A 14,125-nucleotide genomic window follows, 5' to 3' on the forward strand; every position below is an offset into this window, starting at 1 on the left:
ATTTGCTTTTGACCCAAAGCCCGTTCCAGCTCCTTAATGCGCTCTGCCTGCTCTTTGTGCTTCTTTGATAAACTTTTACTTTCCACTATCATTCGGGTATTACTCACGTAAAGATCGGAATATTTACGTAACCATTTATATACCGCCGTGGTACTTACATCATAAAGCTCGCTAACATCACGAACCCGGAGTTCTCCCTTTTCAATCTGCTTGACTAATTGCAATTTGAGGCCTAAATCAAACACCCTGTGTTCTTGTCCTTTTTTCATTATACATTAAGTTTAAGAAAAAAGGCAACCTATGTTAGGCGTAGTCAGTATTAATTAATTTTAAATCTTGGTCTTTGTTGAGCAGTTAACTGCTCAACAAAGGTTCCGAATTCTACAGGTTTCATATTTTTATTCTTTTTCAGGGATGTCCTTTAATATCTCTTTCAGGAACTTCCAGAATTTCTTTACCGATGTTATGTTTGCCTTTTCATCGGGTGAATGCGCACCACGGATAGTAGGTCCGAAACTAACCATATCCATTTCCGGATAGTTCTGTCCCAATATCCCGCATTCTAGTCCGGCGTGGCATGCCGCTACATCCGGTTTTTCATGGAACAGAATTTCATATTTTTTGCGAAGTACCTTTAATACGGGAGAATCCAGGTCGGGTTGCCAGCCGGGATAACTTCCCGAAAGTTCCACTTCACAACCGGCCAGTTCAAAAACCGCACGAAGGGCATTGGCCAGGTCCGTTTTAGAACTGTCTACCGAAGAACGGGTTAGACAGGAGATCTTTATATTTCCTTCTTTGATCTCCACTCTGGCCATATTATTGGATGTTTCCGTCAACCCTATCATATCGGCACTCATCCGGTATACGCCGTTGTGTGCGCCGTATAAAGCTTTCGTAATGCCTTCCTGCACCCCGAGTTCCATAACTTTCAGCGGGCTGTCTACGGGCTTCGCGGTGATCTCCAGGGACGGTTCCATCGTTTGCAGTTCGTTTTTGATATCCCGTTCCTGTTCACCGAATTCAAAAACGAAAGCATCCTTATGTATCTTTTCTATCACAACCACAGCCGTACTTTCGCGTGGAATGGCATTTCGGAGCCCTCCCCCCTCTACAGAGGCAATACGTAAACCGTAATTTTCAAAACCGTCAAAAAGCAGGCGGTTCATTATTTTATTGGCATTACCCAATCCTTTGTGGATATCCATCCCGCTGTGGCCGCCCTGCAATCCTTTCACCGTGATCTTAAACGCGACGGCATCGTCGGGCACGGGCTCTTCTTTATATGTACGCCGGGCGGTTATATCCACGCCCCCGGCACAACCTATACCTATTTCATTATCTTCTTCCGTATCGAGGTTCAACAGTATTTCTCCCTTCAACAAACCGGGTTCGAGCCCCTGTGCCCCGGTCATACCGGTTTCTTCATCGACGGTAAACAAGGCCTCTATGGCCGGATGTGGTATATCGGTACTTTCCAGGATGGCCATAATAGCCGCTACTCCCAGTCCGTTATCGGCCCCCAGCGTAGTTCCCCTGGCTTTTACCCAGTCTCCTTCCACATACATGTCTATACCCCGGGTATTAAAATCAAAATCGGTATCCGCGTTTTTCTGGTGTACCATATCGAGATGTGATTGCAGCACAACCATTTTCCTGTTTTCCATACCCGGTGTTGCCGGTTTACGGATAATGACATTTCCGGTTTTGTCCCTGAGGGTTTCCAGTCCCAATTTCTTTCCGAAATCCAACATAAAAGCTATTACCTGTTCTTCCTTCTTGGATGCCCGGGGCACGGCATTCAGGTCTGCAAACCTGTTCCATACCACGGCAGGTTCCAGGGATCTTATTTCTGAACTCATATTTTTTCCTTTTGTTTGTTACAAAACTACAGAAACTTTTAAATCCGGACAGGATTATTAACAGCCGTATTTTGCTCTGATCTCAGAAAGCTGCGGAAAAAGCGAGAAATAATTCCAGATGAATTTTACACAAGGTAAATGCGTATTAAAATTCAAACGGTTTGTTGTGAGGTGCTTTTTTAGTTTTGGAGTTGATGAGTTCGGAGTTGGTAGCTTGAGGTTGAAAATACATTATGAATTAGAAATCCATAGGTTTCCGGCGAACTGAAAATCCGTTTTGCTGCGGATACACGAATAATTTTGAGATGACTATTCATATATCCGTGTATTCGTGCCAAAATTTACAGAAACCGAAGTCACCCCGATATAAAAGAGTATTTCCAGCACAACGGACGGGCTTTTGCCCGGAATTTTATATTCCGTATTCCTGTCATAGGATATATTTTCCTATTTTTAGCCCATGTCCGAAAAAATGAGAACCATCCTGGCGCTGTCCATAATCCCCCAGGTAATTGCCATCAAATTACTGGCCCTGGCCCCGGAATTTATCGAAAAATATTACAGTAACGGCATATACCCTTTCATATCGGCGGGATTCCGTTATGCTTTCGGATGGATTCCCTTTTCCGCCGGGGATATTTTTTATACGCTTGCCGGTATTTTCATACTTCGTTTCCTGGTCCGTAATACAAAATATCTTTTGCGTAAGCCGTGGTACTTCTTCCGGGAGATCCTCATCGTGATCTCTTTCGTCTATTTTTCGTTCCATCTCTTCTGGGGGATGAACTATTACCGTCCTCCCATACATCAGACCCTTGAAATCGGAAATACATATACGACAGAGGAACTGGTTAACTTTACTGAAAAACTGATTGACAGGACTAATATCCTGCAAAAAGAAATTACGGGAAACGACTCCACATTGGTCAAACCGCCTTATTCCCGCAGGGACATATATCGTATGTCTTCCTCCGGTTATACCGTCATATCCGCAAATAATCCGCATTTCAACTACGCTCCTGCAAGTATAAAAAGTTCGCTTTTTTCCCTGCCCCTTACCTATATGGGGTACAGTGGTTATCTTAACCCGTTTACCAACGAAGCCCAGGTAAACAGCCTCCATCTGGATTATCGTTATCCGCTTATAACCTGCCACGAGGAAGCCCACCAGATCGGTTTTTCGGCGGAAAACGAAGCCAATTTTATCGGTTACCTGGCTGCAACAGCCAATAAGGACCCTTACTTTAAATTTTCCGGTTACGCTTATATGCTTCGCTATTGCCTGAACGAGATTTACCGGAGAGACCGGGAAGAATTCACCAGGTTGAAGGAACAGGTGCACCGGGGTATTCTCAAGAATTACGAAGAGGTCGCCATATTCTGGAGCAAATACGAAAACCTGGCGGAACCGGTGTTTAAAAACACCTTCAATGCATACCTGAAAGCTAACAACCAGACGGATGGAATAAAAACATACAGTTATGTCGTGGCGCTCCTGGTTAATTACCACAAAAGGTATCCTTTATAAATAACGCTTCCCTACCAGCCTATCCCCGAATACCTCAGTTTACCTGTGGCAAAAAACAACAATACACAAATCGTATAAATCCTCTGTTTTTTTGTCTTAAAAGAAATATCGGGGAACGTCTGTTTGATCATTAATAATCAAAAGTTAAAGTTTCCTTAACTAACTCATGCTTTTTAACAGTTATCTTAACTTTAAGCCTACTAAACTCTAATTCAAATACGTTATGAGAAAAAGGCTACCCGTATTATTACTGGTATTCCTGTGTTCGTTTACTCTACACGCCCAGGAATATTTTCCGAAGAATGACGGTGTCAAAACCACAGACAACAACTACACGGCATTTACCAATGCGAAAATTTACATCACGCCCACCCAGGTTATCGACAAAGGGACTCTTCTAATTCAGAAGGGCAAAGTTATCGCTGTGGGAAGCAAAATTTCCATTCCCGGTAACAGTGTGGTGACAGACCTGGAAGGAAAATACATTTATCCTTCTTTTATTGATATTCACAGCGAATTCGGTATACAAAAACCTGCCAGGCAAGGTCGTGGCAGACGTTCGCCGCAATACGACGCTTCCCGGAAAGGCTTTTACTGGAACGATCATATTATGCCGGAGAAAAATGCCCTGGATAAGTTTTCGTTCGACGCCAAGAAGGCCAAAGAATTACTGCAGGCCGGTTTCGGTACGGTGAACACCCACGTGGCCGATGGTATTGTACGGGGTACCAGTGTGCTCGTTGCCCTGGATTCCCTGGACACTTATGATATGCGCATCCTGGACGAAAAAGCCGCCCAGCATCTCTCTTTTACCAAAAGCGTTGCTTCTGCACAGAATTACCCTACCTCGCTTATGGGAGCTATGGCGCTTATCCGCCAGATGTATAAAGACGCGGAGTGGTATGCAGGAGGAAATACGGAGAACAAGGATATGTCTCTCGAAGCGCTGAACACGAATAAAACCCTTCCCCAGATATTTGATGCGGGCAGTTACCAGAACGACCTTCGTGCCTATAAGATCGCTAAGGAATTCGGTCTGAAGTACATATTAAAAGGCGGTGGTGATGAATATCAGCGTATCCCGGAAATAAAAGCTACGGGGACCAGTTTTATCCTCCCCCTGAACTTTCCGGAAGCCTACGACGTAACCGATCCTTACCAGGCCGGAAAGGTATCCCTCGCGGATATGCGTTTGTGGAACCAGGCTCCCGGAAATCCCGCTGCCCTTGCCAAAAACGGGGTCCCCTTTGCATTCACACTCTCCGGACTCGAAAAAACGACAGACTTTAAAACAAACCTGCTCCGCACTATTGATTACGGACTGGATAAAACCAAGGCCCTGGAAGCCCTTACCACTGTTCCTGCGGAGCTTCTGGGGAAAAGTGATATAGGTAATCTCAAAAACGGAAGTTATGCCAATTTTCTCATAACCTCGGGAGATATCTTCGACAAAAAAACTACCCTTTATGAAAACTGGGTTTTAGGAGAAAAGCACACTATAGCGGACAGGAACATCAAAGATATCCGCGGTGAATACACTTTAAATGCAGGTGGAAAAACATACACCCTGAACATTACAGGGGAAGTTTCTTCCCCGAAACCGGAACTGAAATCGGACACGACCAAAATCAGTTCCAAATTAACTTATGAAAACGGCTGGTTCAACCTTTTCTTTTCTCCCGAAAAAGAAGGTTCCCGTTTCCTGAGATTATCAGGTTTGGTTACCACCCCGGAAACTCTTGGCGGCAAAGCCTTGTCGGGGGACGGCACAGAAGGAAGCTGGACCGCGACCAGGAAATCAGCTTACGAAGAAAAAGAGAAAAAAGAAAAAGAGGAAAAATTTGTCCCGGAAACAGTTCCGGTTACCTTCCCGAACAAAGCATACGGATTCTCACAACTTCCGAAACAGGAAAGCATTCTCTTTAAAAATGCCACCGTATGGACCAGCGAGGAAGACGGTGTACTGGAAAATACGGATGTGCTGGTCAAAAACGGAAAAATATCCCGTATAGGCAAAGACCTTTCCGCAGGTGGCGCCACGGTTATAGATGCCACCGGAAAACACCTTACTGCCGGGATCATAGATGAGCATTCGCATATCGCAGCCGCTTCCATTAACGAAGCCGGGCATAATTCTTCCGCGGAAGTGATTATGGAAGATGTTATAGATGCGGATGACATCAATATATACCGCAATCTGTCCGGAGGGGTTACTTCCATACAGATACTGCACGGTTCCGCCAATCCCATAGGAGGCAGATCGGCCATTATTAAACTAAAGTGGGGACTGCCCGCAGAAAAACTCATTTACGAGAACTCACCTAAATTCATCAAGTTTGCCCTGGGAGAAAACGTAAAACAATCGAACTGGGGAGATATGCAGACCATCCGTTTCCCACAGTCCAGAATGGGCGTCGAACAGGTATATACGGACTATTTTCAGCGTGCTAAAGAATACGATGCCAAAAAGAAAAGCGGGAAACCATACCGTTTTGACTACGAGATGGAAACTCTTGCCGAGATCATTAACAAAGAACGCTTTATTACCTGCCATTCCTACGTACAGAGCGAGATCAACATGCTGATGAAAGTTACGGAAAGATTTGACTTTCCTGTCAATACTTTTACCCACATACTCGAAGGCTATAAGGTAGCGGATAAGATGAAGGAACACGGCGTGCTCGGTGCTTCTACATTCTCCGATTGGTGGGCGTATAAGTATGAAGTGAATGATGCCATTCCCTATAATGCAGCCATTATGCAAAGCCAGGGACTGACCGTCGCCATCAACTCCGACGATGCCGAAATGTCGCGCAGACTTAACCAGGAAGCGGGTAAAACCGTAAAATACGGTGGCGTTTCCGAAGAGGAAGCCTGGAAAATGGTTACCATCAACCCGGCCAAGATGCTGCATCTTGACGACAGGGTAGGAAGTATCAAAGAAGGGAAAGACGCCGACGTAGTGCTCTGGAGCGATCACCCGCTGTCCATTTACGCTATTGCCGAAAAAACCTTTATAGAAGGGGTCCCTTACTACGATTATGAAACGATGAAACAAATGCAGGCAAGCATCGCACAGGAAAGGAATGACCTCATCAACCAGATGATCAAAGCCAAGAACAAGGGAATGAAAACCCAGGCTCCGAAGCAGAAAGAAGAGAAGCATTTTCACTGCGATACGGAAGTGTACGGAATTTAAAAGGCCTCGACTCCGCTCGGCCGGACAGCTTGTAAAGTAACTCTGTCACCTCGAGCGGAGTCGAGAGGCTTAATATGCTTGTAACACATTGTTCAGATAAATATAAATTCAGGGAAATGAAATTCTATTTCGTTTATATTGTAAAATGCTCCGATGATTCTCTTTACACAGGTTTAACCAATAACCTGGAAAGAAGAATTAAAGAGCATAATAATGGCCTAAATAAGGATTCCTATACGTATAGAAGAAGGCCTGTGAAACTTATTTTCCATCAGGAATTTATGCAATTTGAGCAAGCAGAGATATTTGAAAAGAAATTAAAAAAATGGAGTAGAAAAAAGAAACTTGCCCTCATAGCAGGTAATTCTGAATTACTTCAAACATTATCTGAATGCAGAAATAAAACACATTATAAAAATTTTACTCATGAAAATTCATAAAAATATATTTTATTTCGTGCTGCTACTTTCCTGTACGGTTATCTCCGCACAGCAAACCCCGGCAGCAAAGCAAACCGAATCTGTTCTTATAACCGGCGCTACGGCGCATATAGGTAACGGTAGTGTCATAGAAAACAGCGCGATCGGATTTAAAGGCGGGAAGATCACCTATGCCGGGCCGCAATCGGGAGTTTCGGCTTCGGAATACGACAAGGTTATCCAGGCATCCGGTAAACACGTATACCCGGGATTTATTGCCGCCAACTCCACCCTCGGACTGGTGGAAGTAGACGCGGTAAGGGCGAGTAACGACCAGGCGGATACCGGCGAACTGATCCCGCATGTCAGGAGCCTTATTGCCTACAACGCGGAATCCAAAGTGGTGGAAAGCTGTAGACCCAACGGGATTCTGATGGCCCAGGTAGCCCCGAGAGGGGGACTTATTTCCGGGACATCTTCGGTGGTACAACTGGATGCCTGGAACTGGGAAGACGCGGCTATCAAAACGGACGACGGTATCCACATGCACTGGCCCAATGCCTTCCGTTCCAAAGGATGGGGATTCAGCGGCCCCAGCGAGTTTATGCCAAACAAAGAATACGAGAAGGAAGTACGGGAGATCACGACTTTCATAACCGGGGCAAAAGCTTATCTGAAAGGAGACAAATCCCCTGAAAACCTTCCTTTTAAAGCTCTTACAGGGCTTTTTGACGGTTCTCAGAAACTGTACATAAACACCGATGGCGAAAAAGAAATTACCGATGCCGTCAACTTTGCCAAAGAAAACGGGATACAGAAAATTGTTATCGTAGGGGGCGGAGAAGCTTATAAAGTAACCGGGCTGTTGGTTAAAAATAATATTCCCGTAGTACTGAGCCGGCCGCACAGACTCCCTTCCGGAGAAGATGACAATGTGAAACAACCGTATATGCTGGCCAAAATGTTATCGGACAAAGGCATCCTGGTCGGCCTGGAAATGAGCGGGGCCATGGAACGTATGAACACGCGTAACCTTCCTTTCTACGCAGGCACATTTGCCGCTTACGGTCTGGACAAAGAGAAAGCCGTACAGATCATCACGGAAAACAATGCCAGAATACTGGGCATCGATGACTTTGCCGGAACCCTGGAAACCGGAAAAGATGCCACTTTATTTATCTCCGAAGGAGATGCGCTGGATATGCGCACCAACATCCTTCCCCACGCTTTTATCCAGGGCAGGGAAATAAGCCTGGAATCACACCAAACCAAATTGTGGAAACGCTATATGGGCAAATACGAGGCCGAACGTTAACCTCTACCCGTATAGATCACCTGCAAGGCCGTCTTATCCCCCAGAGACGGCCTTGTGTTATTTTGGGGGCCCGGTGGCTTCGGTACATTCCGAACACAGTTCGGAACACTCAGTCACCTCTGTAGAGGTTTTGACAACCAATGCCTTACAAAACAAAACCTGAAACCTGAAACCTGGAACCTGGAACCTGGAACCTGCAACTTGTAATTTATACCCTGAAACCCGGAATCTACCTTTCGACCGCTCAGAACAGGTACCGGGGTATTTAATCCCGATATTATCGGGACACTTAGTGAGTAAGCAGAAGATTCGTATTTTTGCGGCAAAACGTCCAGATTGAAAACAATAAGCAGTGTTCAGAACCCGATCGTAAAACAGGTACTCCAACTCAAGGAAAAATCCAGGACACGGAAAACATCCGGTTTATTTGTTCTGGAAGGAAAGCGGGAACTGTCGTTGGCTTTAAAAGGAAATTACGAGATCGATTCGGTTTTGATATATGAAGACCTCTTCCGGGCGGCTGAAATAGAAGCACTTTTTGACAATATCCCCCGGAAACCGGAAATCATAAGTATCTCCAGGGAAGTATACCAGAAACTGGCCTACCGGGAGACAACGGAGGGTATACTGGCCATATCCGAAAGTAAAGAACACACGCTGAACACGGTTTCATTTACAAAAACAAACCCGCTTATCCTCGTTGCCGAAGCCCCGGAGAAACCCGGGAACATAGGGGCGCTTCTCCGCACCGCAGATGCGGCCGGCATAGATGCCGTGATCATTGCCAATCCGAAATCGGATCTCTATAACCCTAACATTATTCGCTCCAGTGTCGGATGTGTGTTTACCAGAACAATTGCCACGGGAAGTACGGCAGAAGTCCTGGGCTTCCTGAAGAAAAACAACATACGGACCTATTGTGCCGCGCTGACGGCATCCGTCCATTATCATACAGTAGATTTTACCGGGGCTACCGCCCTGGTGGTTGGTGCCGAAGCTACCGGTCTGAGCGACGAATGGCTCCGGAATTCAGACCGGAATATTATCATTCCCATGCAGGGAGAAATAGATTCCATGAATGTTTCCGTCAGTGCGGCAATTCTGATTTTCGAAGCAAAGAGGCAGAGAGGGTTCCTGTAAATGTCCCTATATTTCAAATCCACAGGATTCGGGTAACAGTGGTGAATCTATAATTCAAAAAATCGTATCTTAGCGTTATGGAAACTACATCGGACAGAAAAATTAATATTACCAAAAAAATACTGGAGGTTCAGGATGATTCTGTATTGGACCAGATCGAACAACTTCTTTCAGAAACCGAAATTGTAGCTTATACTTCCAATGGGGAACCTTTGACCAAAGTAAAGTATATTGCCCATATTGAAAAAATCAGTACGGGTATTCAAAAAGGGGACAAAACCTATACATCCGAAGAAGTTAAAAACTATATTCTGAATCGCAAATAATGGAAGTGATCTGGTCGGAAAAAGCTAAGGAATCTCTTGCCGGCATCTACGATTATATCTATCCATTTAGTCCCCAAAACGCAGAAAGAGTAATCGACACTTTATTGGAAATTGGAGATTCTCTGGGGGATAAACGGTTCGAATATGCCAAAGAGCCAATTATTCAAAAGGAAAAATACAGATTTATACCCAAATGGAGTTATAAGATCGTTTATGAACGAAAAGAAACTTCAGTCATTATCTTAGACATTTTTCATACTAAACAAAATCCTGATAAGATCGTATTTTAACAAAAGAGAAATTCATGACTCCAACCGTACTTTTTTACATTATCATCGGCATATTATTATTGGATTTTATTGTAGACCAGGTATTGGACTACCTGAACGCAAAGCATTTCGGCGATGCCGTTCCCGAAGAATTAAGTGACGTTTATGACGATGAGGAATACGTCAAATCCCAGGCTTATAAAAAGACCAATTATAGCTTTTCAAAGGTGTCTTCGGCTTTTTCCCTCGTACTTACACTGGCTTTCTTTTTTCTCGGCGGTTTTGAATATGTAGACCAGATAGCACGTGGCATTTCGAATAACGAAATTGTAATAGCCTTGATTTTTTTTGGCATTATACTTTTTGCCAGCGACATGCTCACCACGCCGTTCTCTTACTATCACACTTTTGTCATCGAAGAAAAATTCGGGTTCAACAAAACCACGAAAAAGACTTTTTTCCTGGATAAGTTAAAAGGCTGGATCATGGGAGCTGTTATAGGTGGCGGAATCCTGGCCTTAATCATATGGTTTTACCAGGTGGCGGGAAAAAACTTCTGGTTATACGCCTGGGGAGCAGTTGCCGTTTTCACCGTATTCATGAACATGTTCTACAGCAAACTCATTGTTCCGCTGTTTAACAAACAAACCCCGCTGGAAGATGGCGAACTGAAAACGGCCATAGAGAAATACGCTTCTACCGTAGGTTTTACCCTCAATAAAATATTTGTTATCGACGGTTCCAAGAGGTCCACCAAGGCCAATGCCTATTTTTCCGGTTTCGGCCGGCAGAAGAGGATCACCTTATACGACACCCTGGTCCGGGACCTGGACACCGAAGAGATCGTTGCTGTCCTGGCCCATGAAGTCGGTCATTACAAAAGAAAACACATTTTGTTTAATATACTGGCATCCGTATTGCTCACGGGGTTTACGCTCTATATTCTTTCCCTCTGCATCCGCATCCCGGAATTGTCTTATGCCCTGGGCGTAACGCAGCAAAGCTTCCACACCGGGCTTATAGCCTTCGGCATACTCTACAGTCCCGTTTCGGAAATAACAGGATTTATCATGAATTATATTTCCAGAAAGTTCGAATACCAGGCAGATGATTACGCTAAAAAAACCTATGGTCCCTCCCCCTTGATAACCTCCCTGAAAAAACTGAGCAAAAACAACCTCAGCAATCTCACCCCGCATCCGGCCTATGTAAACATACATTACTCCCACCCCACACTATTGCAGCGTATACGAAACCTCAGAAAGCATTAAATCCTGTCCTTTTAAATTGATAAAAATCTGTTTTGTACAATTTGATCGGAAAATCTGTTTAACCCCGAGCTTTCGGGAGAGGAATTAGCGAAACTCAGCTTTTGTCATATACTAAGTTCATAGGTAATAAAGAAATATAATCGCCACACAAAAGACCTGGTAACAACCTGTACGGTAAAAAATGAACCGGATTTTTTAAGGCACGGAATTTGCTGTTTATTTGTAAAAGTTTTATTAACTTTATGTAAAGCCATGGCTTCGGGAAAATCCCGGAACACTGGCCGGACACAAACCTTGTAACCGACAAAAGAAAGTGCTTTTATGGCAGTAGTGATTGATACGGAAAAAGAGAACAAAGAGATTGCCAAGCAATATAAAGAGCTGCTTCGCATCAGTTATCAAACGTTAAGCGATGAAGATAAAAAACTTATCCGGAAAGCGTTTGACACAGCTGTTGATGCCCATAAAGATCAGCGGCGTAAGAGCGGGGAAGCCTATATCTTCCACCCCATTGCCGTAGCCAAGATAGTTGCTTCCGAAATAGGACTGGACGCCACATCCATAGCGGCAGCCCTGCTTCACGATGTCGTAGAGGATACGGAATATTCGCTGAATGATATCGAAAAAATGTTCGGGAAGACCGTTGCCCTTATTGTGGACGGACTCACCAAGATATCGCACCTCAGCAAAGAGAAGGATATATCCCTGCAAGCGGAAAATTTCCGTAAAATGTTGCTTACGCTCAACGATGACGCAAGGGTGATCATCATCAAAATTGCAGACCGGCTGCACAACATGCAGACCATGGAGTCTATGCCGGAACACAAACAGCTGAAAATAGCTTCGGAAACGCTGTATATCTATGCCCCCCTGGCCCACCGGATCGGCCTGTACAACATCAAGACCGACCTGGAAGACTTCGGGTTGAAATATACGGAACCGGAAGTGTATAACGATATCCTCAGTAAAGTAGAAGAAAGCAAAGAGGAACAGAAAGCCTATATCGCCGCCTTTTCCGATGTTATACGGGAAAGCCTGGATAAAGAAGGCCTGAACTACCAGATCAAGGGACGGCCTAAATCCATCTTCTCCATCCGGAGAAAAATGAAGGTCCAGAATGTGAGTTACGATGAGGTCTACGATAAATTTGCCATACGTATTATTTACAAATCCGATTCGGCAAACGAAAAATTCCTCGCCTGGAAAATATACTCTATAGTGACGGATCATTTTCGTCCCAATCCCGTCCGGTTACGCGACTGGATATCCTCTCCTAAATCTACCGGGTATGAAGCGCTGCACATTACGGTGATGGGACCGAAAGGGCGTTGGGTGGAAGTACAGATACGGAGTGATCGGATGCATGAGATCGCCGAGAAAGGTTATGCCGCACACTTTAAATACAAACACGGGGACCAAAAGGAACAGGGCATAGAAGTATGGCTGAATCGTCTCCAGGAAGCATTGGAAAATCCCAATTCCAACGCTGTGGATTTTGTTGAGGAATTCAAACTCAACCTGTATTCCAAGGAGATCTTTGTCTTTACCCCTAAAGGCGAACTTAAATCTCTGCCCAAAGGCGCAACCACACTCGACTTTGCCTTTAATATCCATACCGAGGTAGGCATGCATACCCGTGGGGCCCGGGTAAACGGCAAACTGGTTCCGCTCAGCTACGAACTGAAAAGCGGTGACCAGGTGGAGATCATAACCTCCGAGCAGTCCAAACCCAATGCCAACTGGCTCGATTATTCCACAACGGCAAGGGCACGTTCCAAAATAAAAACTTCCCTGAAGGAAGACAAAAAGCAGATAGGCGAAGAAGGAAAAGAACTTTTACGCCGCAAGCTAAAACATCTTAAGATCATTCTAAACGAAAAAGTGGTCAACGAACTGGTGGTTTACTTCAAACTGAAAACCAGCCTGGACCTGTTTTTCCGTGTAGGAATCGGTACCATAGACAACCAGATGTTGAAAAACTTTGCGGCTTCCCGTACCAATACCTTTATCAACTTTTTCAAGAACCGCATCCGGAAAACCCCTTCCGCTCCGCAGCAGGAAGACCTGGACAGGGAAGAAGTGACGGCCAAATACGACATGCTGGTCTTCGGTAAGGAAGAAGAAAAACTGAGTTACAAACTGGCCAGTTGCTGTAATCCCATTCCTGGAGATGATGTTTTTGGTTTTATTACGGTGAACGAAGGGATCAAAGTACATAAAAAGGACTGTCCGAATGCCATAGCCATGCAATCGAACTACGCCTACCGGATCATTCCCGCCAAATGGGTCGATTCCACCCAGCAAGAATTTGTGGTCATGCTCAGCCTTTCCGGAATAGATAATATGGGCCTGGTGAATAATGTGACTAAAGTGATCTCCAATAATATGCACGTAAACATGAGAAATATTAATTTCGATACCAACGACGGTATCTTTTCGGGCAAGATCACCGTAGTGGTTAAAAACAACACCATCCTGAAAAAACTTATCGACAACCTGAAAAAGGTAAACGGTATCGACAAAGTATCCCGGTTATAAACTAACGGCGCCACAACACCACATATCCGTCTTTCGTGATAAGAAAGGGATAGTATCAAACCAAAATCTTTACGTATCTTTGTGCAGGCAACAGCCGGGGGATTTTTTCCGGATGAATGCCTGAAGCGGAGATGTGGTTATAATTTGCGTTATACTACATTTTCACATAAAAACGTTAAAAACAGGCTACTTTAGCCCGTTATACATTTTATATTAGAACTTTACATATTTTCCGGAATTGCGAAAATGTTGCAGGAA

11 protein-coding genes are annotated in these 14,125 nt (G+C 44.6%); 9 read left to right on the top strand and 2 right to left on the bottom strand.

Annotation, left to right across the window (positions count from 1 at the left end; translation table 11 throughout):
- Positions 1 to 269: transposase (locus ACVBDY_RS16855; RefSeq protein WP_447176613.1), on the bottom strand; the 269-nt coding region annotated here is incomplete at its 3' end.
- Positions 270 to 398: 129 nt separating this feature from the next.
- A complete protein-coding gene (locus tag ACVBDY_RS16860; RefSeq protein ID WP_447176630.1) occupies positions 399 to 1,862 on the bottom strand; it encodes an aminoacyl-histidine dipeptidase in 1,464 nt (487 codons plus the stop codon).
- A gap of 472 nt (positions 1,863 to 2,334) precedes the next feature.
- Between ACVBDY_RS16860 and ACVBDY_RS16865 the strand changes: the two genes are divergently transcribed.
- The 9 genes from ACVBDY_RS16865 (at position 2,335) to ACVBDY_RS16905 (ending at position 13,867) form a co-directional block, all read left to right on the top strand.
- A complete protein-coding gene (locus tag ACVBDY_RS16865; protein ID WP_447176631.1) occupies positions 2,335 to 3,390 on the top strand; it encodes a DUF3810 domain-containing protein in 1,056 nt (351 codons plus the stop codon).
- A 223-nt stretch (positions 3,391 to 3,613) separates the two neighbouring features.
- Positions 3,614 to 6,589 (top strand): amidohydrolase family protein, encoded by a 2,976-nt coding sequence (locus ACVBDY_RS16870; RefSeq protein ID WP_447176632.1) that lies wholly within the window; start codon positions 3,614 to 3,616, stop codon positions 6,587 to 6,589.
- Between the two features lie 116 nt (positions 6,590 to 6,705).
- Positions 6,706 to 7,029: a GIY-YIG nuclease family protein gene (locus tag ACVBDY_RS16875; protein ID WP_447176633.1), complete on the top strand. Its 324-nt coding sequence runs from the start codon at positions 6,706 to 6,708 to the stop codon at positions 7,027 to 7,029.
- Positions 7,016 to 8,323, top strand: coding sequence for an amidohydrolase family protein (locus ACVBDY_RS16880; RefSeq protein ID WP_447176634.1), 1,308 nt, complete (start codon positions 7,016 to 7,018; stop codon positions 8,321 to 8,323). The genes ACVBDY_RS16875 and ACVBDY_RS16880 overlap by 14 nt, the downstream gene beginning before the upstream one ends.
- A gap of 336 nt (positions 8,324 to 8,659) precedes the next feature.
- The gene (locus ACVBDY_RS16885; protein WP_447176635.1) at positions 8,660 to 9,463 is read left to right on the top strand and encodes a TrmH family RNA methyltransferase; all 804 of its coding nucleotides are present in this window, start codon (positions 8,660 to 8,662) and stop codon (positions 9,461 to 9,463) included.
- Positions 9,464 to 9,540: 77 nt separating this feature from the next.
- Positions 9,541 to 9,789: a hypothetical protein gene (locus tag ACVBDY_RS16890; RefSeq protein ID WP_447176636.1), complete on the top strand. Its 249-nt coding sequence runs from the start codon at positions 9,541 to 9,543 to the stop codon at positions 9,787 to 9,789.
- Positions 9,789 to 10,079, top strand: coding sequence for a type II toxin-antitoxin system RelE/ParE family toxin (locus ACVBDY_RS16895; protein WP_447176637.1), 291 nt, complete (start codon positions 9,789 to 9,791; stop codon positions 10,077 to 10,079). The genes ACVBDY_RS16890 and ACVBDY_RS16895 overlap by 1 nt, the downstream gene beginning before the upstream one ends.
- A 14-nt stretch (positions 10,080 to 10,093) precedes the next feature.
- Entirely contained in the window at positions 10,094 to 11,329 is a 1,236-nt protein-coding gene (locus ACVBDY_RS16900) for a M48 family metallopeptidase (RefSeq protein ID WP_447176638.1), read from the top strand.
- A gap of 321 nt (positions 11,330 to 11,650) precedes the next feature.
- Positions 11,651 to 13,867 carry a RelA/SpoT family protein gene (locus tag ACVBDY_RS16905; protein WP_447176639.1) on the top strand — a complete coding sequence of 739 codons (2,217 nt, stop codon included), beginning with the start codon at positions 11,651 to 11,653 and terminating at the stop codon, positions 13,865 to 13,867.
- Positions 13,868 to 14,125: the final 258 nt, after the last annotated feature.

This window comes from Sinomicrobium halophytocola (assembly GCF_052983395.1).

Bases quoted from the DNA above. Each gene is read 5' to 3' on its own strand.
- ACVBDY_RS16860 (WP_447176630.1), bottom strand. From the start codon at position 1,862: ATGAGTTCAGAAATAAGATCCCTGGAACCTGCCGTGGTATGGAACAGG.
- ACVBDY_RS16865 (WP_447176631.1), top strand. From the start codon at position 2,335: ATGAGAACCATCCTGGCGCTGTCCATAATCCCCCAGGTAATTGCCATC.
- ACVBDY_RS16870 (WP_447176632.1), top strand. From the start codon at position 3,614: ATGAGAAAAAGGCTACCCGTATTATTACTGGTATTCCTGTGTTCGTTT.
- ACVBDY_RS16875 (WP_447176633.1), top strand. From the start codon at position 6,706: ATGAAATTCTATTTCGTTTATATTGTAAAATGCTCCGATGATTCTCTT.
- ACVBDY_RS16880 (WP_447176634.1), top strand. From the start codon at position 7,016: ATGAAAATTCATAAAAATATATTTTATTTCGTGCTGCTACTTTCCTGT.
- ACVBDY_RS16890 (WP_447176636.1), top strand. From the start codon at position 9,541: ATGGAAACTACATCGGACAGAAAAATTAATATTACCAAAAAAATACTG.
- ACVBDY_RS16895 (WP_447176637.1), top strand. From the start codon at position 9,789: ATGGAAGTGATCTGGTCGGAAAAAGCTAAGGAATCTCTTGCCGGCATC.
- ACVBDY_RS16900 (WP_447176638.1), top strand. From the start codon at position 10,094: ATGACTCCAACCGTACTTTTTTACATTATCATCGGCATATTATTATTG.
- ACVBDY_RS16905 (WP_447176639.1), top strand. From the start codon at position 11,651: ATGGCAGTAGTGATTGATACGGAAAAAGAGAACAAAGAGATTGCCAAG.